The sequence below is a fragment of the Paenibacillus chondroitinus NBRC 15376 genome, from assembly GCF_004000765.1.
GTDB lineage: Bacteria > Bacillota > Bacilli > Paenibacillales > NBRC-103111 > Paenibacillus_E > Paenibacillus_E chondroitinus.
Genome location: NZ_BILW01000015.1, coordinates 109,348 through 128,908 on the forward strand (window position 1 = coordinate 109,348; position 19,561 = coordinate 128,908).

General features: G+C 46.9%; 19 protein-coding genes. 16 read left to right on the forward strand and 3 right to left on the reverse strand.

What is annotated here, in order from left to right; all coding sequences use genetic code 11:
• The first annotated feature begins 8 nt into the window (after positions 1-8).
• Together PCH02S_RS18140 and PCH02S_RS18145 are read left to right on the forward strand one after the other, a co-directional pair.
• Positions 9-761: a tRNA threonylcarbamoyladenosine dehydratase gene (locus tag PCH02S_RS18140; RefSeq protein ID WP_127455348.1), complete on the forward strand. Its 753-nt coding sequence runs from the start codon at positions 9-11 to the stop codon at positions 759-761.
• Between the two features lie 636 nt (positions 762-1,397).
• Positions 1,398-2,717 (forward strand): replication-associated recombination protein A, encoded by a 1,320-nt coding sequence (locus tag PCH02S_RS18145; RefSeq protein ID WP_127455349.1) that lies wholly within the window; start codon positions 1,398-1,400, stop codon positions 2,715-2,717.
• Here the strand turns inward: PCH02S_RS18145 and PCH02S_RS18150 are convergent.
• The 3 genes from PCH02S_RS18150 to mnmA all read right to left on the reverse strand — a co-directional run bounded on the left by PCH02S_RS18150 (position 2,712) and on the right by mnmA (position 5,050).
• Positions 2,712-3,086, reverse strand: a complete 375-nt coding sequence (locus PCH02S_RS18150) for a DUF3889 domain-containing protein (protein WP_164819614.1) — start codon at positions 3,084-3,086, stop codon at positions 2,712-2,714. The two genes, PCH02S_RS18145 and PCH02S_RS18150, sit on opposite strands and share 6 nt — an antisense overlap.
• A 140-nt stretch (positions 3,087-3,226) precedes the next feature.
• Complete coding sequence (locus PCH02S_RS18155; RefSeq protein WP_127455392.1) at positions 3,227-3,910, reverse strand: AlkZ-related protein; 684 nt, start codon at positions 3,908-3,910, stop codon at positions 3,227-3,229.
• A 51-nt stretch (positions 3,911-3,961) separates the two neighbouring features.
• A complete protein-coding gene (gene mnmA, locus PCH02S_RS18160; RefSeq protein WP_127455351.1) occupies positions 3,962-5,050 on the reverse strand; it encodes a tRNA 2-thiouridine(34) synthase MnmA in 1,089 nt (362 codons plus the stop codon).
• Between the two features lie 321 nt (positions 5,051-5,371).
• Here mnmA and cymR point away from each other — a divergent pair, with 321 nt between their 5' ends.
• The 14 genes from cymR (at position 5,372) to PCH02S_RS18230 (ending at position 19,521) form a co-directional block, all read left to right on the forward strand.
• A complete protein-coding gene (cymR, locus tag PCH02S_RS18165) occupies positions 5,372-5,791 on the forward strand; it encodes a cysteine metabolism transcriptional regulator CymR (protein ID WP_127455352.1) in 420 nt (139 codons plus the stop codon).
• Positions 5,792-5,799: 8 nt separating this feature from the next.
• Positions 5,800-6,948, forward strand: a complete 1,149-nt coding sequence (locus PCH02S_RS18170; protein WP_127455353.1) for a cysteine desulfurase family protein — start codon at positions 5,800-5,802, stop codon at positions 6,946-6,948.
• Positions 6,949-6,976: 28 nt separating this feature from the next.
• Complete coding sequence (locus PCH02S_RS18175) at positions 6,977-7,498, forward strand: PRC-barrel domain-containing protein (RefSeq protein WP_127455354.1); 522 nt, start codon at positions 6,977-6,979, stop codon at positions 7,496-7,498.
• 10 nt (positions 7,499-7,508) lie between these two features.
• A complete protein-coding gene (locus PCH02S_RS18180; RefSeq protein WP_079419326.1) occupies positions 7,509-7,709 on the forward strand; it encodes a hypothetical protein in 201 nt (66 codons plus the stop codon).
• Between the two features lie 148 nt (positions 7,710-7,857).
• Complete coding sequence (locus PCH02S_RS18185) at positions 7,858-8,928, forward strand: AI-2E family transporter (protein WP_127455355.1); 1,071 nt, start codon at positions 7,858-7,860, stop codon at positions 8,926-8,928.
• Positions 8,929-9,618: 690 nt separating this feature from the next.
• Positions 9,619-12,246, forward strand: a complete 2,628-nt coding sequence (alaS, locus tag PCH02S_RS18190; protein WP_127455356.1) for an alanine--tRNA ligase — start codon at positions 9,619-9,621, stop codon at positions 12,244-12,246.
• Between the two features lie 112 nt (positions 12,247-12,358).
• Positions 12,359-12,619 carry an IreB family regulatory phosphoprotein gene (locus tag PCH02S_RS18195; RefSeq protein WP_028555746.1) on the forward strand — a complete coding sequence of 87 codons (261 nt, stop codon included), beginning with the start codon at positions 12,359-12,361 and terminating at the stop codon, positions 12,617-12,619.
• A 17-nt stretch (positions 12,620-12,636) separates the two neighbouring features.
• Positions 12,637-13,053: a Holliday junction resolvase RuvX gene (gene ruvX, locus PCH02S_RS18200; protein WP_127455357.1), complete on the forward strand. Its 417-nt coding sequence runs from the start codon at positions 12,637-12,639 to the stop codon at positions 13,051-13,053.
• A 6-nt stretch (positions 13,054-13,059) separates the two neighbouring features.
• On the forward strand, positions 13,060-13,368 hold the full coding sequence (locus tag PCH02S_RS18205; RefSeq protein ID WP_056610485.1) for a DUF1292 domain-containing protein: 309 nt from the start codon (positions 13,060-13,062) through the stop codon (positions 13,366-13,368).
• Positions 13,365-13,661, forward strand: coding sequence for a DUF1292 domain-containing protein (locus PCH02S_RS18210; RefSeq protein ID WP_127455358.1), 297 nt, complete (start codon positions 13,365-13,367; stop codon positions 13,659-13,661). Before PCH02S_RS18205 ends, PCH02S_RS18210 begins: the two co-directional genes overlap by 4 nt.
• Positions 13,662-13,778: 117 nt before the next feature.
• Positions 13,779-14,879 (forward strand): endolytic transglycosylase MltG, encoded by a 1,101-nt coding sequence (mltG, locus tag PCH02S_RS18215; protein WP_127455393.1) that lies wholly within the window; start codon positions 13,779-13,781, stop codon positions 14,877-14,879.
• Positions 14,880-14,917: 38 nt separating this feature from the next.
• Positions 14,918-15,847, forward strand: a complete 930-nt coding sequence (locus PCH02S_RS18220) for a peptidase U32 family protein (protein ID WP_246069139.1) — start codon at positions 14,918-14,920, stop codon at positions 15,845-15,847.
• A 26-nt stretch (positions 15,848-15,873) separates the two neighbouring features.
• Positions 15,874-17,157 (forward strand): peptidase U32 family protein, encoded by a 1,284-nt coding sequence (locus PCH02S_RS18225; protein WP_127455359.1) that lies wholly within the window; start codon positions 15,874-15,876, stop codon positions 17,155-17,157.
• A gap of 186 nt (positions 17,158-17,343) precedes the next feature.
• Entirely contained in the window at positions 17,344-19,521 is a 2,178-nt protein-coding gene (locus PCH02S_RS18230; RefSeq protein ID WP_246069140.1) for a methyl-accepting chemotaxis protein, read from the forward strand.
• Positions 19,522-19,561: the final 40 nt, after the last annotated feature.

The following is a 19,561-nucleotide window of genomic DNA, read 5'->3' on the forward strand; positions in this document are numbered from 1 at the left end:
GTGTTTCTATGCTTCACCAATTTTCACGGACTGAACTTGCCATTGGCCCTGAAGGTTTAGATATTATGAAAAATAGCACCGTCGCCGTCCTAGGCATCGGCGGTGTCGGTTCCATCGCTGCAGAAGCATTGGCGCGTACAGGGATCGGACGGCTTATTCTGATCGACAAGGACGTTGTCGACATCACGAATATTAACCGTCAGATTCATGCCCTTACAACGACAGTGGGGCAGCCCAAAGCTGATCTGATGCGCGATCGGATCAAACTGATTAATCCGGAATGCGATGTTATCTCCATGCGGATGTTCTATACAGAGGAAACCTACGAGGAAGTATTCGCTCATCACATCGACTACATGCTCGATGCCAGTGACACCATTTCCTATAAAATTCATCTGATCAAACAGTGTCTGGAGCGGAAGATTCCGATCGTCTCCAGCATGGGGGCCGCTAACAAAATGGACCCTTCGCAGTTCAAAGTTGCAGATATTTCCAAAACAAGCATGGATCCTATCGCTCGGGTCGTGCGCCAGAAACTGCGCAAAGAAGGCATCAAAAAAGGCGTGAAAGTCGTCTTCTCCACCGAAGAGCCGATGAAGCCGCGTGAAGATGTTACACAACAAATCGTACCGGAGAATGCGCCAGAAATTCGCAAAGCGAAGCAGCCTCCGGCGAGCAACGCTTTCGTTCCTCCGGTGGCAGGGTTGATCATGGTCAGCGTGGCCGTGAAAGATCTGCTGGAGATCGGTTCGAAGAAATAAAGATGAGGGGCTATCTTAACAGGTCAGGGTTGATCTGTTGAGATAGCCCCTTTCTGTTTTGGAAAGTGGTGGGGGGACGTGGTGCTGTGAAACAAAGAGGTGCTGCATTCGGGAGCTGCGTGGAGCTTGCAAGCGCTAAATGCAAACCCCTCGACCCCAGCTCCACGCCTACCTCACGTTATCTAGACAGTAGCCATTCTTTTTACGGACTCAGGAGCCGCTATTTCGACAATTGAGCTAAATTTCAAGAGCTAACGGACTGAGGAGGCGTTATTTAATGGTTTTGTTGCTGTTTTTGGCAATTCCAAGGCGTTTAACGACTCGTGAGTCCGTTAGAAGTAAAATTTGTCCCAAAAGCAGCAAATAGAGTTACCTCAGTCCGTTAGCCAAGAGAAATTCTCAACATGCAGCAAATTCCGACAGATTGCCCAATTTCCAACCAATTCCCAGTTGTTAACTGTAGGAATTACAGTACCATATTTTAAACACCAGTTTCGCAACTAATTTACTTGTACGAAATACAGCTTCTCATCGCGCCCTAGCCAATCAGCCACCTCACACAAGACATGACAGTCTACCCCATGAGGCGTATAATGGAAACAGTCTATTTAAACCTAATGCAAAGGAATAACCAACATGGACTTGTTTACATATGCCTCATCGCAAGAACCGACCGGCAAGCTGCTCGCCGACCGTATGCGGCCTACAACGCTGGATGAATATATCGGTCAGGAGCAAATTGTCGGCAAAGGCAAGCTGCTGCGCAGAGCCATTGAAGCCGATCAGGTGAGCTCCATTCTGCTCTATGGTCCGCCGGGCACGGGGAAGACCACTCTCGCCAATATCATCGCGAACCGGACAAAAGGCGAGTTCATGAAGCTGAACGCGGTTGATGCTTCGGTCAAAGATGTGCGAGAGATCATCGAGCTCGCCAAGACCAATAAAGCGATGTACGGCCGCAAGACGATTTTGTTCTTGGACGAGGTGCACCGCTTCAACACCTCACGCCAGGATGCGCTGCTGCCTGCCGTAGAGCAGGGCATCCTCATCTTCATCGGGGCGACCACAGAGAACCCGTTTCACCATGTGAACGGGGCTCTGCTGTCGCGCTCGACGCTGTTTCAGCTCGAGCCCCTCACGGCGGAGCATGCGCTCATCGCCATGCGAAGAGCCATCGCCGATCCCGACAAGGGGCTCGGCTTCATGCGCCTCCACGTGGACGAGGAGGCGCTGGAGCACATCGCGCAGATGGCCGTTGGCGACATCCGCAGGTCTTTGAACGCGCTGGAGCTAGCAGCGCTCACGACCTCCCCCGAACCGGATGGTACGGTTCGGATCACGCTGGAGGTGGCGGAAGAGTCGATCCGCCGCCCCATCGTGAAAGCGGACGAGTCGACGCAGTATGACGTCTTGTCCGCCTTTCACAAGAGCGTACGCGGCTCCAGTGACGCCGCGTTGTTCTGGTTCTTGTATGCCGTCGAGAAGCTCGGCATGGACCCTATGACGTTCCTGCGGCGGCTTATCGTCGCCAGCAGTGAAGACATCGGCCTGGCCAATCCGCAGGCCATGGTGCAGTCTGTGACGGCCATGGACGCGTATCACAAGATTGGCTGGCCGGAATCGAAGTACGTCATTTCCCAGGCAATTTTATTCGCGGTGGAAAGTCCCAAATCGAATTCCATCCCGATAGCGATCTCTCGTGCGGAACAGATGATGGAGCGGGTCAAATCTGCGAACGTGCCGCTTCATTTACGCGATACGCATTACAAGGGAGCGGAGAAGCTCGGGCACAAAGGATATATGTATCCGCACGATTATCCGGGGCATTATGTGCAGCAGCAGTATTTACCGGATGAAATTAAACATGAAATCATCTTTGCTGCCAGCGAGCAGGGAACGGAAGACAAAATGCGGCAGAATCAGCACAAAAGAAGAGGGAAGCCTGCAGATCTATAGGATCTGTAAGTTCCCTCTTTTTTCTTGTTCCATTTGAATGCTAAAAAGCATTTCCGACACAGGATCATACCGTATAGACACAATAAGCGGGAATTCAACGCCTTGATGTCGAACCCAGAAGCGAAATTGCTGCTGATCCACCCCTGGCGCTACGCGGGAATGGCCCAAATACTTATAATCTAGTAAAGTGTATACCTTACCGGCTTCATGAAAAGCAACCCGGCTCCATTTGGCATAGAGGCGGTCAGGGTCTTGAGATTGAGCTGGCTGTCGCGCTATAACTTCCAGGATGTCTGACTCCATGCTTGCTTGTGCTGCGCCGCACCAGCTTAGTCCAAGCAAGAGAAGCACGGCTGAGAGTTTACTCATTCGCTCACACCTTTCGCCTATAGGGTTCGCGTAGGTGCGAGGCGGCATACTTGCAGGCGTTTAGGTAAATTAGGGCACTTTTTGCAGATTGAGGGGATAAAAAAAGAACCTCCTAAAAGGAAGGCCCTCATCTTTTTTCCTTATAACTTAAAAATCTTGCCAAGGTATTGAACAGCCCTAGAGCTATAACGCTCTTGAATATAAGCTCTAAATTGATTTTTCGCTTCAGGTGTCGGTATTGAATTCACCGCTAGGCCGTGAAGTTCCATCCAATGCAGCGCTGTCATATAGCAGGTGCTGTTCCAACCGTTTTTTGTCCCATTGGCGGTCAAACGCTCGCTGATGCCTGCAATCACAATATCTGTTTTGCTCTGCAGTTCAATGAGTGCACGATCAAATTCACTCTTGGACTCTTTGGCTTTCATTCCGGTAACAGTACGAAGCGCTTTGACATCAATGCCTTCGTTCGCCTCAACCGCTTGGAACAGCTCGACGGCTGATTTGGGAAGCAGCCCGTCCTCATAGCGTTCTTCCACAGAATAGGGGTCTTCCAACAGATTTTTTACCAAAGGGAAAAGGTCCGCTGAAATTAATAAAGGCTTCTTAGCGAAAAAACGACCATAGGCGGCAAGCCCGTCACTTGGAAGGCGGTCCCGCCAAAGCCAAGGATCATTCTCCAAGCCGGTATGCCATTGTTCATGTGTTGTCATAGATTCGAGTGAAGGATGATCCGGTATGAAAGAAGAGAGAGGTAGAATGCCGACTTCTTTCACGATTTTTGTCACATCCTCGTACGTAGCAGCCTTCAAGTCCGCCTCATTCATTTTAATCAAATTGATCATCCTTCTTTCTCGAACCATCTATTTTGTCTCGTATTATTTATGAACTTTATCAATCACACCGCCGCCTAAACAAACCTCACCGTCATAAAAAACAACGGATTGTCCAGGCGTTACTGCTTTCTGCGGCGAATCGAAAACTACTTCAACAGTTCCGTCCTCTTGAAAAGTCAGAACGACGCCTTGGTCAGGCTGACGGTAACGGAATTTGGCTGTGCAGGCGAATGAGCCTTGAGGTTTCTTTGGAGAAATCCAGTTTACATCTGTCGCTGTTAGCCCTTTGGAGTAAAGTCCAGGGTACTGCTCGCCTTGAACCACCAGCAATTCGTTGGTTTCCAAATTTTTATCCACGACGAACCATGGCTCCCCTGAGCCTGAACCGCCAATGCCAAGACCTTGTCTTTGGCCTAGCGTGTAGTACATCAGCCCGTCATGACGGCCTTTAACCTCGCCGTTGCGGATATCAACCATATTGCCGGGTTTGGCAGGCAGGTATTGGCTGAGGAACTCTTTGAAATCGCGCTCTCCGATGAAGCAGATGCCCGTGCTGTCTTTTTTCTTTGCTGTTGCAAGACCGGCTGCTTCGGCAATTTTACGTACTTCCGGTTTCGGCAGGTGGCCGATCGGGAACATCGCTTTAGACAGCTGCTGCTGCGTAAGCACGTTGAGGAAGTAAGTTTGATCCTTGCCAGGGTCATTGCCCCGCAGGAGCACGTACTCGCCGTCTTGTTCTTTCACTTGGGCATAGTGGCCGGTTGCGATATAGTCGCCGCCTAAGTCCATGACTTTCTGGAGCAGCTCACCGAATTTGATTTCTCTGTTGCACATCACATCCGGATTCGGCGTGCGACCTTTGGTGTACTCGTCCAAGAAATAAGCGAACACCTTATCGTAGTACTGTTTTTCAAAATTAACTGTATAAAAAGGGATTCCGAGCTGGTCGCATACTCTGCGGACATCCTCTGCATCTTCTTCGGCTGTGCAATGGCCAAACTCATCAGTATCGTCCCAGTTTTTCATGAAAATGCCGATGACTTCATAGCCTTGCTCTTTCAAGAGCAGTGCGGCAACAGAAGAATCGACACCCCCGGACATACCCAGAATGACACGTGTTTTTTTATTCATGGCTTGTGTTCCTCTTTTCTATCCTGTGAGACTTAGTCGTTTATCTTTGAAACTCTTCCTATTATACATCTCTCTAGTTAAAAATTAAAATATTTCATGAGAATGTCATTGTTTTTCCCCCACAGAACAAGGAATTATGATAACATAGATACGATATACGGATGTTTAGGAATGTTTTTGTTAAAAATGGAAACGCTGTTTACCTAGATAGGGACGAGCATACTGTCTGAATGTGGACAAAGCATTAGGTAAACAACTCACAATTTCTCGTAATATCAATTAGCCCCCTTGATGGCATAAATGTTGAATGAGGTGTAAATTTTGAAAATTTCCACAAAAGGCCGCTATGGTCTAACGATCATGATGGAGTTGGCCAATCGAGTTGGTGAAGGTCCGACTTCACTCAAAAGTATTGCCGAAAAGCATCAGCTATCCGAGCATTATCTCGAGCAGCTAGTTGCTCCTTTGCGTAACGCGGGATTGGTCAAAAGCATTCGTGGAGCGTACGGTGGATATATTCTCTCCAAGCCTGCTGATCAAGTGACAGCGGGTGAAGTGATTCGCGTGTTGGAAGGACCGATTAGTCCAGTCGACTTTACGGAGGAAGATGACCCGGCGAAGCGCGATTTATGGATCCGTATCCGCGACAGCATCGCGGAAGTTCTTGATTCTACAACGCTTGCGAACCTGATTTCCTTTGAAGACGCAGGCCAGCACGACAATTACATGTTTTACATTTAAGGTGATTTATGAATCCAATTTATCTTGATCACGCGGCGACCACGCCGGTGCATCCCGACGTTATGGAAGCTATGCTTCCTTTTTATACAGCTTATTTTGGCAATCCTTCCAGCACGCATAGCTTCGGCAGAGCGACGAGAACAGCACTGAACCGCTTTCGCGACGCGATGGCGAAGTCACTGTGCTGTTTGCCTGGTGAACTCATCTTTACGAGCGGCGGGACTGAAAGCAACAATATGGCGATCTTTGGGATCATCCATGCGAACAATAATGGCAAGAAACATATCATTACGACAGAGATTGAGCACCATGCTGTCCTGCATCCCTGTAAGCGGCTGGAGAACCTCGGTTACGAGGTCACTTACCTTCCAGTAGGTCCGACTGGTCTTATTCAAGTCGAAGATGTGGAGTCGGCTATTCGTCCCGATACGGCTCTCATCTCTATCATGTATGTGAATAATGAAATAGGCACGATTCAACCGATTACAGAAGTTGGCCGGTTAGCACGAAGCCGGAATATTCCTTTTCATGTTGATGCCGTTCAAGCTTTAGGTAAATTGCCGTTGAATCTTCATGAACTGCCGGTTGATTTGCTTAGCTTGTCTGCTCATAAAATATATGGTCCTAATGGTGTGGGTGCATTGTATGTTTCCAAGAACACGAAGCTGGTTCCTCATGTATTTGGCGGTGCACAGGAAAGAAAACGCCGCGCGGGAACGGAGAATGTAGCTGCCATAGCAGGGTTTGCCAAGGCCATGGAGATGATTCTCCCTAAGACGGAAACCCTTTATGAGCAAGCTGCAGAGCTTAGACAGTGTATGATTGCTAGCTTGGAGCAGCAAATAGGCCGTGATCAATTTACGATAAATGGACATGCCGAACAACAAGTTCCGCATATTCTGAACATCAGCTTTCCTGGCGTATCTACAGAGACGTTGCTTATGAATCTTGACCTGGAAGATGTGGCTGCAGCAAGCGGTTCTGCGTGCACCTCAGGTTCACTTGAAGTGTCTCACGTTTTACAAGCAATGAAACTCCCAGAAAATGTTACTGCCTCTGCCGTTCGATTTAGCTTTGGAATGGGGAATTCTAAAGATCAAATTGAAACAGCTGCCCAGAAAATTGCAACCATTGTCAAACGGCTGCGTAATAATTAGTACCGGGTGGTTCTAGGAGGAAAGCACCTTGCGCAGAGCGCATGATTTGATCGGACTTCCCGTTCTGACGGTAGATTCCGGTAAACAATTAGGCCAAGTGAAAGATTTGATGATTGACCCTGAATGGAACATACGAGGCATTATTCTAGAAGCAAAGATGTGGTTTTCCTCCTTACGGTACGTACCGTGGGATGGAGTTGTCGCTGCAGGTGAAGATGCCGTTACCATACCGAACGAAAATGTCATAGTCGAGTTTGAGCAGGCAGTTGAATGCCATGCTTTTCTGGAAGGAAACCACCCGATTAAAGGTCTTCCAGTCGTTACTGTCGGCGGAGACAAATTAGGCGTGGTAGAAGATGTTTATTTAACCCAAGATTGGGGTAAACAAATAGTAGGTTATGAATTGTCCGAAGGGTTTATTTCTGATTTAAAGGAAGGGCGTAAATGGCTTCCCATGCCGGATTCGGCAACCAAAGGAGAAGATGCCATTATAGTGCCTGTACATTGCTCTCAGGAAGTAGAAGAACTCTTCGTATCCAAAGAAGAATAGGGTGAGCAAGATGCGTTGTCCAAACTGTAATTCCAAAGATATTGGAAAAATCGGTTCCCACCAATTTTATTGCTGGGGTTGCTTTATCGAACTCAGCGTCAACGGAGAGAAAATGTCCGTGTATCAAGTAGAGGAAGACGGAACGCTAAGTTCTCTGGATGATTTATTTTTTGAAGAAGAAATGCCATTGATCCAAGAACACGCAAATTAATCATAATAACAAACAAGAGACGTTACTTATGGGCACATCCGTGCTTGTAAAGTGGCGTCTCTTTGTTTTTGTCTACAAGGTTAATTTGACCAGCATGTACATATACTGTATGAGCGTGGACATATTTAGAATCACTGAGGTGAACGGGATGGAACGTTTTTGGAGAAATCGATGGTTTGTAGGGCTGGTGTATTTGCTTTTGGCACTGGCCTGTATCTATATGCTGCTGCTGATCAAACCTATTTTACTAAGCTTATTCACTTTTTTAAAAGCGATATTAGCGCCATTTTTCATCGCTGTAATTATTTCCTACATCTTGAATCCGGTCGTGAACATGCTGAACCAGCGCAAAGTGCCGAGAACGATTGCTGTGCTGTTGATTTATTGTGTTTTTATATCCTCGCTCACGGTCATTATCATGAATATGACTCCCGTATTTATGACCCAAATTGCGGAGTTGAACGAGCACATGCCGCAGATGGAAATTCGCGCGCAGTCGATTGTGGACGGATTTAACCAGAACAGACTGCTGCCGGACAGTGTGAGAGACGGCTTTAACCACTCGTTAACGAAGTTGGAAAATAGTATCTCCATGGCGATATCGAACTACATGAATCAAATTGGAAGCACGATCTCTATGCTGTTTATCGCTTTTATCGTGCCGTTCGTTGCTTTTTATATCATGAAAGATTTTCAAATCATCGAGAAAACAGCGCTTGCCATCGTACCGAAGGAGCATCGCAAGAAAACAGTTAAGCTTCTCATCGATATCGATACTGCGCTTGGGAATTATATTCGCGGCCAGCTGTTGGTTTGCGTCATTATCGGGGGGCTTGCCTATTTGGGGTATTGGCTCATTGGTATGCCGTATGCGCTTTTACTCGCCAGTGTTGTGGCGGTTTTCAATATTATTCCCTACCTTGGGCCGTTTTTTGGTGCCGCACCGGCGATCATTATGGCTTCAACGATTTCGCTAAAAATGGTGCTATTCGTCGCGATTGTGAATTTAGCCGTGCAAATTCTTGAGGGGAATGTCATTTCACCGCAAGTGGTAGGCAAAAAGCTGCATATGCATCCGCTCGTTATTATTTTTGCCTTATTGGTCGGTGGGGAAGTAGCGGGTATAGTGGGACTCATCCTAGCGGTCCCCTTCTTCGCGGTCATGAAGGTGATTATTCAGCACGTTTTCTTGCACTATGTCCATAAACCCACGACTTAGCGGGATCTAAGGATAGGCTTAGGCCGAAACTAGGCTAAACGCATAAATAGACGCACAAAACCCCCGTGCATCATGACTTGCGGGATCATGGTACACAGGGGTTTTGCACGAGGGTTGAGGATATTAAAGGGAGTGGCATACGTAAACCATCGAATGGGCTACGGAATAAATTAAACGTTGATTCTATATTGCTTTATTCGATAATGAAAATCATTATCAATGAGTTTAGTATATCGCCATTGAGAACGATTGTCAACTATGATTTTAATCCTTTATCTTTGTCGTCTCCTTGAACTGGTTCCATGAACAGGGATCAATATTGACACGGTTCAGGCATAAAGTTATAATTTGCCTTATCTAGATCTACTGCAAAAGCGTTGATGAAATTGAAGTAAGTCATAGTCCACTGTCAGAGATGAGGTTCCGGTGAGCGGCTTTTGCGCGAATCCGGCTGGAAGAACCTCTCGGTGCTAGGATGGCTGAAAGCTGATTTCGGAGTGTGGATGAACTCCACCGGGTGGACCCGTTACAGATCCGCACAAGGAGATTGCCTGATTTCCTCTGCCGCAGGTACGGTGGGAGGGAAACGCAATAACCAGGGTGGTACCGCGATGATTCGTCCCTGTATGTTACAGGGGCGTTTTTTGTTTGTTTTCAAACATTATAGGTAAATATGGAGGCTTGAGTGAGATGAAGGCAAGTGAAATTCGTTCCAAATGGTTGCAGTTCTTCGCAAGTAAAGGGCATAAGGTAGAGCCCAGCTCTTCGCTTGTTCCGCATAATGATCCGTCGTTGCTCTGGATTAACGCCGGTATTGCACCGTTAAAGCCATATTTGGATGGACGGGAAATTCCGGAAAATCCGCGTATTACGAATGCACAGAAATGTATTCGTACGAACGATATTGAGAATGTCGGGAAAACGCGCCGTCACCATACATTTTTCGAAATGTTAGGGAACTTCTCCATCGGTGATTACTTTAAAAAAGAAGTTATTCCATGGGCATGGGAGTTTTTGACGGACCCGCAATGGATCGGTTTTGATCCGAATCGTATTTCCGTTACGGTGCACGAGGATGATGAAGAAGCTTTTGAGATTTGGCACAAACAAATCGGTATCCCGGAAGAGCGTATCTACAAGCTCAAAGAAGATAATTTTTGGGACATCGGCGAAGGTCCATGTGGTCCTTGTACGGAGATTTTCTATGACCGTGGCGACAAATACGGCGATTTATCCGATCCGGAGTGCTGGCCTGGGGGAGAAAACGAACGTTTCTTGGAAGTGTGGAACCTTGTATTCACACAGTTCAACCATAATAAGGACGGCAGCTACACACCGCTTCCTAACAAAAACATTGATACAGGCGCAGGACTGGAGCGCTTCGCTTCGATTCTGCAAGACGTAGATTCCAACTTTGACACGGATCTGTTCAAACCGATTATCGATAAAACCTGCGAGCTTACTGGTGTAACGTATCATGTGAACGATGATCACGATGTGGCGCTGAAAGTAATCGCCGATCACATTCGTACGGTGGCCTTCTCCGTAGGCGATGGCGTACTTCCTTCTAATGAAGGACGTGGTTACGTGATCCGCCGTTTGCTGCGCCGTGCTGTGCGTTACGGGAAAGTGCTTGGCCAAGATAAACCGTTCCTGTACAAACTGGTTGCTACCGTCGCTGAAATCATGGGCGTTTACTACACCGAGGTCGTAGACAAACGTGAATTTATCGAGAAAGTCATCCGTACCGAAGAAGAGCGTTTCCATGAAACGTTAAGTGATGGTTTGGTCATCCTGGCGGAGATGGTCGAAAAGACGCGTCAAGCCGGTACGAATCAAATCAGTGGACCGGATGCCTTTAAACTATATGATACGTATGGCTTCCCGTTCGATTTGACGGAGGATTTTGCTTCAGAAAAAGGCTTGACGGTTGACCGTGAAGGGTTCGACGCTTCGATGCAGGAACAGCGTGACCGTGCAAGAGCAGCTAGTCAAAAAGAAGGCGGAATGAAGGTTCAAGGCGGCCCGCTGTCCGAATTGACGGTTAAAAGCGAATTTGTTGGATATAATGAATTGGTAGTTACTGCTAATATAGAAGCTATTGTTCATGAAAATGAGCTTGTCGACATCGTTGGCGTAGGCGAGACTTGCCAGGTTATTCTGGACCGCACACCTTTCTATGCAGAAAGCGGCGGTCAGGTGAGCGACTTCGGAACCATCCGCAACAGCCAAGTTACACTGAAGGTTGAAGACGTCATTAAAGCGCCTCACGGTCAGCATGTTCACAAAGTCGTAGTGGAGTCTGGCGTTCTACGCAAAGGCGACACGGTAGAGGCTATCGTAGCATCTGCTGAGCGCGGCGATATCATCAAAAATCATACGGCTACGCATTTACTGCATAAAGCGCTTAAAGAAGTTCTGGGCTCGCATGTTAACCAAGCAGGCTCCCTGGTAGAACCGGATCGTTTGCGTTTTGACTTCTCGCATTTCGGCAGCATTAGCAGCGAAGAATTGCAGGATGTTGAGCAGCGCGTGAACCGGCAAATTTGGAATAACATGAATGTCGAAATTTCATTGAAACCAATTGCTGATGCGAAAGCGATGGGAGCAATGGCACTATTCGGCGAGAAGTACGGCGATATCGTGCGCGTCGTGCAAGTCGGCGATTACAGCTTAGAGCTGTGCGGCGGCTGTCACGTTCAGAACACGGGCCAAATCGGTTTATTCAAAATCGTGAGCGAATCCGGTATCGGATCCGGCGTACGTCGGATCGAGGCAGTTTCTGGCCGCAGCGCGTATGAATACCTTGACCAGCAGCTGCAATTGCTCAAAGAAGCAGCAGGCATGCTCAAATCGAACGTTCAAGACGTTCCGAAACGTGTAGAAGCGGCACTGCAGCAAGTGAAAGAGCTGGCACGTGAGAACGAGTCGCTGCGCGGCAAACTTGGCCGCATTGAAGCGGGTTCCTTAACGGATCAAGTGAAGCAAGCTGCCGGTGTTTCGGTGCTAGCTGCTCAAGTGAACGCAGCGGATATGGATTCACTTCGCAACATCGTCGATGAAATGAAGACGAAACTGGGGTCTGCTGTTATCGTTCTAGGCGCTGTGGCAGACGATAAAGTCAATTTGGTTGCAGCTGTTACACCGGATCTTGTTGGAAAAGGTTTCCATGCCGGCAAAATTATTAAAGAAGTTGCTGCAGCAGTTGGCGGAAGCGGTGGAGGCCGACCGGATATGGCTCAAGCAGGCGGTAAAGACGCTTCCAAATTGCAGGCTGCACTTTCCGGCGTTGAGGGACTTCTGTCGCAATTTGCATAATTATTTTTTTGGGGGACAGGAATTTTTAAACCCATAGAGAATATAAACCAGTATACACGAACAGTTTTCAAATTTTTACAAATGGTATCACAAGGAAAGTGAGGTGCTCCTGATGAGTTCCATGGATAAAACGATGAAGTTCAACGTGAAAGCAGAAGAAATTGAGACTTCGCCCAAAGATGTGTTATTAGCGGTGTATGATGCTCTTCAGGAAAAAGGGTATAATCCGATCAACCAGATTGTCGGGTACTTGCTTTCCGGAGATCCTGCTTATATTCCACGGCATAATAATGCGCGCAGCCTCATTCGTAAACGGGAACGCGACGAACTGATTGAAGAGTTGGTTCGCGCTTATCTGGGTCAACACAAATAGAAGGAAATGAGAACCGAATGAGATGGATAGGCTTGGATTACGGGGATAAAACGATCGGTGTAGCGATGAGCGATGAGCTGGGATGGACCGCACAAGCGCTGGAAGTCATACATCGTCGTAAGCCAGGAGAAGACATTGACCGGCTGGTTGCAATTGTCGAGCAGTACGGTGTTACGCAAATTGTCGTTGGCTTACCCAAAAATATGAACAACACGATTGGTCCTCGTGGCGAATTGGCCATCGAGTTTTCGAAAGAGTTAGAACAAAAACTAAGTGTACCCGTACACTTGTGGGATGAGCGTCTGACGACCGTTGCTGCGACTCGCACACTGCTTGAAGCAGATGTGAGCCGGAAGAAGCGGAAGCAGGTCATTGATAAAATGGCCGCGCAAATCATCCTGCAAGGGTATATGGATGCCAATATGAAGAGGTGAATGAACATGTCCAAAGAAGAATTGCGTGAAGAGGAACCAGAAATCATTTACATCCCGGACGATGAAGGCAACGAAGAAGAGTTCGAGGTTATCATGAAATTCGAAGTGGACGGTTCTGACAAGAAGTACATGATGGTGGTGCCTACAGACGGAGGAGACGAAGAATCCGACGAAGTGTATGCCTTCCGTTATGAAGAAGACGATGACGGCGAAGATTTGAAGCTGTTCACCATCGATGATGAAGAAGAGTGGAATATCGTGGAAGAAACATTTAACACATTAATGGCAGAATTCGATGAGGAAGAAGAAGCATGAGTACGACGCTTTCTGACGTATTGCGCAAAGCTTACGGGGATGATATTATTTTGTTTGATGAGCAAAATGAATCAACGGTTTATCATCTTCTTAAAGAATTCGTTTATGACAATAGAACGTATGCGGTTTTGCAATCCGATGAACTCAAGAAGGAAGACGAGGTTGCGGTTTTCCGGGTGACGCAGAATGCGGACGGCGAATACGAGCTGGAAACCATTGAAGATGACGACGAATACGAGACTGTTTCGGAGCTCTACGATGAGATGGTATTTCCAGATCAGGATGACTTGTAAGAAGCAAACAACCGAGCGGAGCGCATCCGCTCGTTTTTGTTTGCTTGGAGAGCTTGCGATAGCAGAGTTTTGTTTTTTTGCTGCTGCATAACGTTTAGGAGGATCATCGTGAACAACATGCTTGATCAAGAAAGCGCAGGGAAGACGACGAAAACAAAGAAGCTGAAGCTAACACTTCTTATAGTGGGTACGTTTCTGCTTATTGTTATCGGGACAGCAAGCGGTATAGGATTATATATTGCGAACGGCCTGCAGCCGGTTGAAGCCTCGGAGCAAGAAGTGAGGGTATCCATTCCCCCAGGCGCCGGATCTGTACAAATCGCGAAAGAGCTTGAAACAAAGCGCCTTATTAAGAACTCATCCATTTTTACGTATTATTTAAAAGTGAAAAAGCAAGGCTCCAGGTTTCAAGCCGGCGAATATGACATGAAGCCCGGCTTAACCTTTGATGAGATGATTGAAAAGCTGAATAAAGGGGAAACGGTAAAGGAAGAGGTTATTCGAATAACGATTCCCGAAGGATACACCGTTGATCAAATTGCTTCCAAATTAAGTGAACAGACGCCATGGAACAAAGATGTGTTCTTGAAGCTGGCAGATGCGCCTGCAGGCTTGACGGAAGATACCGCCGCGAGCGGCATTCCGGATAATAAGAACTTGAAGCACCGGCTTGAAGGGTATTTGTTCCCGGAAACGTACGAGTTTAAGAAGGGTTCGACGGAAGAGGAGTTCATTGAGCGAACGCTGCAGCAATTGGACAAGAAGCTTGCAACGCTGCCGCCGGACTGGAAGGATAAACTCAAAGAACGTGGACTTAGCGTGCATCAGATGCTGACGATCGCTTCTTTAATTGAGCGAGAGGTTGTTGTGGATGAAGAGAGGGCTCTTGTTTCCGGCGTTATCCAAAACAGGTTGAAACAGAACATGCCCCTGCAAATTGATGCAACGGTGCAATATTTGTTTGATAAGTCCAAGGAACGGTTGTTGGAAAAGGATTTGCAAATTCAAAGCCCTTATAATACGTACTTGAATACAGGGCTGCCTCCGGGGCCTATTGCCAGTCCGAGCCTTGCCTCGATGAAAGCAGCGATCTATCCACAAGAAACGAAGTACTTGTTTTATGTAACAAAGAAAGACGGCACGAAAGGGCATTTGTTCGCGGAGACCTATGAAGAACACAAAAAAAATATTGCGGAAAGTAAAAAGGCCGCGAATTAATACCACGTTAGGAAGCTGACAGAAGGTAGGGTAAGCAAGTGAAAAAACCAGAGTTAGTAATAAGCTGCGGCAATGTCGCTGAATTGAAAACAATGATTGAAGCTGGCGCGGACAGTGTCATAATTGGAGAAGAGCGCTACGCTATGCGTTTGCCTGGAAACGTGAAGCTAGAGGAGATTGAAGAATCAGTAGCTTGGGCGCACGAGAAACAGGCAAAGGTGTATGTGTCGGTGAACAAAATTTTTGACAATAACTCCTTGGAGGGCCTGTCAGACTATTTAAGCAAGCTTCAGGCTTATAACGTAGATGGCGTTATTTTCGGTGATCCCGCGGTCCTTATGGCTGCGCGCACGTTACCAAAGCCGCTAGCGCTGCACTGGAACGCGGAGATGACTTCTACCAATTTCGCAACTGCGAATTATTGGGGCAGACAAGGGGCAACCCGGGTTGTGCTGGCTAGAGAGCTGAATATGGAGCAGGTATTGGCTTTTAAAGAAAATACGGAACTAGCGGTTGAAGTTCAAGTGCATGGGATTACCAATATTTATCACTCTAAGCGAGAGCTAGTGAAAAATTATATCGAACACCAAGGGAAAGATGCATCAACGGAGGATCGTTCCATTGAACGCGGACTGTTCCTTATCGAGCACGAACGCCGTGATCAGCGTTACCCTGTGTATGAGGATAGTAACGGTACGCACATCATGAGTTCTGAGGATTTTTGCATGCTGGAGAATTTGCCTGAGCTTATGGACGGCGGGATCGATAGTTTCAAAATTGAAGGTCTCCTGAAATCGACCGTCTATAACGAAACAGTCGTTCGCAGCTACCGTGCTGTCATTGACGCTTATGCCGCAAACCCGGAAGAATTTGAGTTCCAGCAAAAATGGCTGGATGCGATAACAGAATTGCAGGACCCTGAACGCGAATTGTCGTACGGGTTTTTCTATAAAGAACAGGTATATTGATAGATGGAAGAAGGTGCGTTTTCGAGATGACGACAGCATTAGAAGCACGAGCGAGAGGGAAGCGTGTTAGACTGCATAAACCGGAATTACTTGCCCCTGCGGGCAATTTGGAAAAATTGAAATTTGCTATTCATTACGGGGCTGACGCGGTATATATTGGCGGACAGAAGTATGGTCTACGTTCCAGCGCAGACAACTTTTCGCTTGAAGAAATGCGTGAAGCGGTTGAGTTTGCGAATGGGTACGGAGCCAAAGTGTTCGTAGCAACGAACATTTATGCACATAACGAGGACATTGAAGGGCTGGATGAGTACCTACGAGGACTTCAAGAGGTTGGGATTTCAGCCATCATTGCAGCGGACCCGCTGATTATGGAAACCTGCCGAAGAGTGGCGCCTAAACTGGAAGTTCATGTGAGTACACAGCAATCGGTGATGAACTGGCAAACCGTGAAGTTCTGGAAAGACCAGGGCATTGAGCGCGTCGTTCTGGCTCGTGAAGTCAGCATGGAAGAAATTGATCAAATTAAAGCGCATGTCGATGTTGAGATTGAAGCTTTCATTCATGGGGCGATGTGCAGTTCCTACTCTGGCAGATGCGTGCTTTCCAATCATTTTACGGATCGTGACTCCAACCGCGGAGGCTGCTCGCAATCATGCCGCTGGAAATATGATCTGTTTGCCAAAGATCAGCCGGAATCAGCGCCGCTGGCGACGGATTTGCCGTTGTTTGGCGATGAAGATGATGCTTTTACGATGGGATCAAAGGATCTCAGCATGATCGAACATATCGCCGATATGATTGAATCCGGTGTAGACAGCTTCAAAATCGAAGGAAGAATGAAGAGCATTCATTATGTAGCGACGGTTGTTAATGCGTATCGACAGGCGATTGATGCTTACTTTGAGGATCCGGAACACTTCAAACTCAATCCTGTATGGCAGGAGGAGATCCACAAAGCGGCGAACCGTCCTTTGAACGAGGGCTTTTTCTACGATACGCCCGGCCCTGAAGATCATATTTTCGAACCGGAGGATAAAGTGGTTGGCTTTGATTTTGTCGGTCTGGTGCTGTCTTATGACGAGGCAACGGGCATTGCACGGATTCAGCAAAGAAATCATTTTAAGCCGGGACAAGAAATTGAATTCTTCGGACCCGAGGGAACGCATTTTAAACAAAAGGTTGGCGTCATCTGGAATGAAGAGGGGCAGGAGCTGGATGCAGCAAGGCATCCGCTTCAAGTCATTCAACTAAAAACAGAATTTCCTGTAAAAAAGTGGGATATGATGCGTAAGAAAACAGGAAAATAGTACCATGGAAGCTTTCTCCAGACTCGGTTATAGTGGAGAAAGTTTCTTTTTTTATTTTCGTTTAGAACGAATATTAAAGGAAATTGTTAAATGTTGTCGAATTGAATAAAAAACATGAATTGTAACCCTTTTCAATTTAGGACGAAAGTACGGGGACAATGAACAGAAACTAATGGCGGTGAAAAGATGAAGAAGAGACTCCAAAGTATTCTCGCATTTGTAAACAAAGCTTTCGTGCAAACATTCCGAAATGTGCCATGGGGTCGCGTGGCGGGAGCGGCAGGAAAGACATCTAAGGAAATGGGCACAGTCGCTTTCAAAGAAATGAGGCAGGTTAAGCTGGAAAATCCGGTGAAGTCCGTAGGCATGAAGCTGTTTTTAATGTTTTTTATCAGCATTTTGTTCTTCGTTCTCATCGTGGGTATGATTTCTTACAGCGTTTCCAAAAGTGTCATTAAGAACAAAGTGGCAGAATCCTCCTTGCAAACTGTCACACAAGCAGGCCAGAAGCTGGATTTCCTTTATCAGACGTTCGAAGACACATCTTTACAAATTATGCTGAACAAAGAGCTGCAGGACCTTCTGGAGAAAGTTCCTACGTTAGATCCTACTTCGTATGAATCACTGGAAGTTGTTCGCCAATTAACGGATAAATTAAATGTGGTGACCTTCGCTAACAAGTCGATTAAAACGCTTCATCTTTATCGGCCAGACGGCAAGCTGATTGTTATTACGGGCTCTGGCGGAAGTACGCTAAGCGAAAATTCTGGATCGACCGATTGGTTTAAGAAAATTGTGGACAATGGGGGAAAAGTAGCGTGGTTGGATAGTAAAGTTAAAGGTTATTCCAGCTCTTCCACGAATACATTTGCCATTGGCCGTCTGATGAGAAATACACTCACGAATAGCACGACTGCTGTGTTAATGCTTGAGCTTAGCACGGATCTCTTGAATAAAGAAATTACGGGCATGTCTCTCGGTGATGACAGTAAGGTTGTTATTACGAATGCTGAGAATAAGTATATTGCCTCTGCAGATCTTACTGAGCTAGAAAAAGACGCGGCCATTCAGTTAACGAAAGAACAAAGGGATCAAGAAAATGGCTCTTTTATAACGAAAGATGATCATTTGGTAGCCTATTACAAATCATCTTTATCCGGCTGGAATCTGGTAGGGGATATTCCAGTTAGCTCGCTTGTGAAGGATGCTAAGAAGATTTTTAACTACACGCTCTTAATTGCTTTATTTGCGGCTATTGCGGCAGTGTTAATCGGATTATTCGTTGCCAGAATGATTGGACGACCGCTGATTAATCTTCGCAACTTGATGCAGCAAGGCGCTAAAGGCAAGTTAACCGTACGTGCCAACTATACAACGCAAGATGAGATTGGGCAGTTGGGCGCAAGCTTTGACGTTATGATGCAGCAGATTACAACGTTGGTTCAACAAACCAGCACCTCTGCGCAAGCGGTTTTTGAAACGGCGCAAGAGTTAACGAACTCTTCCAAGGTGACGGCTACTGCGGCTAGAGAAATTGCTGTAGCTACAGATGAAATCTCCAACGGTGCCGGAGGTTTGGCGACAGAATCCGAAAGAGGCAATGAGCTGACGCATCATATCGGTATCCAGATGAAACAGGTTATCGAAGCCAACCTGGAGATGGGAACAGCTGCAGCGGACGTGCAGAGCTCCAGTGAGCAAGGAACGAAATATATGTCCGAGCTCATTTCGAAGACGAACTTGACGGAAGAAATGATCCGTTCCATGGTCGATAAAGTCGACAACTTGAAAGACAGCACACGTTCAATTCGTAAAATCCTGGATGTTCTGAATAATATGACGAAGCAAACGAATATCTTGTCCTTGAATGCGACAATTGAAGCTGCGCGTGCCGGAGCTGCGGGCAAAGGCTTCATGGTTGTTGCGGATGAGATTCGGAAGCTGGCAGACCAATCCCGTCAATCGATTGATGTCGTAGGTCAAATCACCGAAACGATCCAGAAAGAAATCGATGAAACGGTGAAGGTGCTTTCCACAGCTACGCCGATCTTCAAAGAACAGATTCTGGCGGTGAAAGAAGCCGATATTATTTTCAAACAAGTAACGAACCACATGGGCGGCTTCATTGAGCAGCTCAGCACGGTCAGCGATTCGATCTCAACTTTGGAACAATCGCAAGTCGTTCTTTCGGACGCTATGACGAATGTAAGTGCGGTAGCAGAGGAATCTCTTGCTACTTCAGAGGAAGTTGCTTCCTTGAGCTCCGAGCAGCTTAGCATCAGCGATGGCTTAGTGAAGCTGTCGGACAAGCTGGATCTGCTTTCCAAATCACTTACCGACACCCTATCCAAATTCGAAGTCTAGTTGTATACAATTCGAAGTCCACTCTCTGTTTAAGAGGGTG

Excerpts from the sequence above, each read along its gene's own strand:
- PCH02S_RS18140 (WP_127455348.1), top strand. The coding sequence starts at position 9 with ATGCTTCACCAATTTTCACGGACTGAACTTGCCATTGGCCCTGAAGGT.
- PCH02S_RS18145 (WP_127455349.1), top strand. The coding sequence starts at position 1,398 with ATGGACTTGTTTACATATGCCTCATCGCAAGAACCGACCGGCAAGCTG.
- PCH02S_RS18150 (WP_164819614.1), bottom strand. The coding sequence starts at position 3,086 with ATGAGTAAACTCTCAGCCGTGCTTCTCTTGCTTGGACTAAGCTGGTGC.
- PCH02S_RS18155 (WP_127455392.1), bottom strand. The coding sequence starts at position 3,910 with ATGAATGAGGCGGACTTGAAGGCTGCTACGTACGAGGATGTGACAAAA.
- mnmA (WP_127455351.1), bottom strand. The coding sequence starts at position 5,050 with ATGAATAAAAAAACACGTGTCATTCTGGGTATGTCCGGGGGTGTCGAT.
- PCH02S_RS18170 (WP_127455353.1), top strand. The coding sequence starts at position 5,800 with ATGAATCCAATTTATCTTGATCACGCGGCGACCACGCCGGTGCATCCC.
- PCH02S_RS18180 (WP_079419326.1), top strand. The coding sequence starts at position 7,509 with ATGCGTTGTCCAAACTGTAATTCCAAAGATATTGGAAAAATCGGTTCC.
- PCH02S_RS18185 (WP_127455355.1), top strand. The coding sequence starts at position 7,858 with ATGGAACGTTTTTGGAGAAATCGATGGTTTGTAGGGCTGGTGTATTTG.
- alaS (WP_127455356.1), top strand. The coding sequence starts at position 9,619 with ATGAAGGCAAGTGAAATTCGTTCCAAATGGTTGCAGTTCTTCGCAAGT.
- PCH02S_RS18195 (WP_028555746.1), top strand. The coding sequence starts at position 12,359 with ATGAGTTCCATGGATAAAACGATGAAGTTCAACGTGAAAGCAGAAGAA.
- ruvX (WP_127455357.1), top strand. The coding sequence starts at position 12,637 with ATGAGATGGATAGGCTTGGATTACGGGGATAAAACGATCGGTGTAGCG.
- PCH02S_RS18205 (WP_056610485.1), top strand. The coding sequence starts at position 13,060 with ATGTCCAAAGAAGAATTGCGTGAAGAGGAACCAGAAATCATTTACATC.
- PCH02S_RS18210 (WP_127455358.1), top strand. The coding sequence starts at position 13,365 with ATGAGTACGACGCTTTCTGACGTATTGCGCAAAGCTTACGGGGATGAT.
- mltG (WP_127455393.1), top strand. The coding sequence starts at position 13,779 with ATGCTTGATCAAGAAAGCGCAGGGAAGACGACGAAAACAAAGAAGCTG.
- PCH02S_RS18225 (WP_127455359.1), top strand. The coding sequence starts at position 15,874 with ATGACGACAGCATTAGAAGCACGAGCGAGAGGGAAGCGTGTTAGACTG.
- PCH02S_RS18230 (WP_246069140.1), top strand. The coding sequence starts at position 17,344 with ATGAAGAAGAGACTCCAAAGTATTCTCGCATTTGTAAACAAAGCTTTC.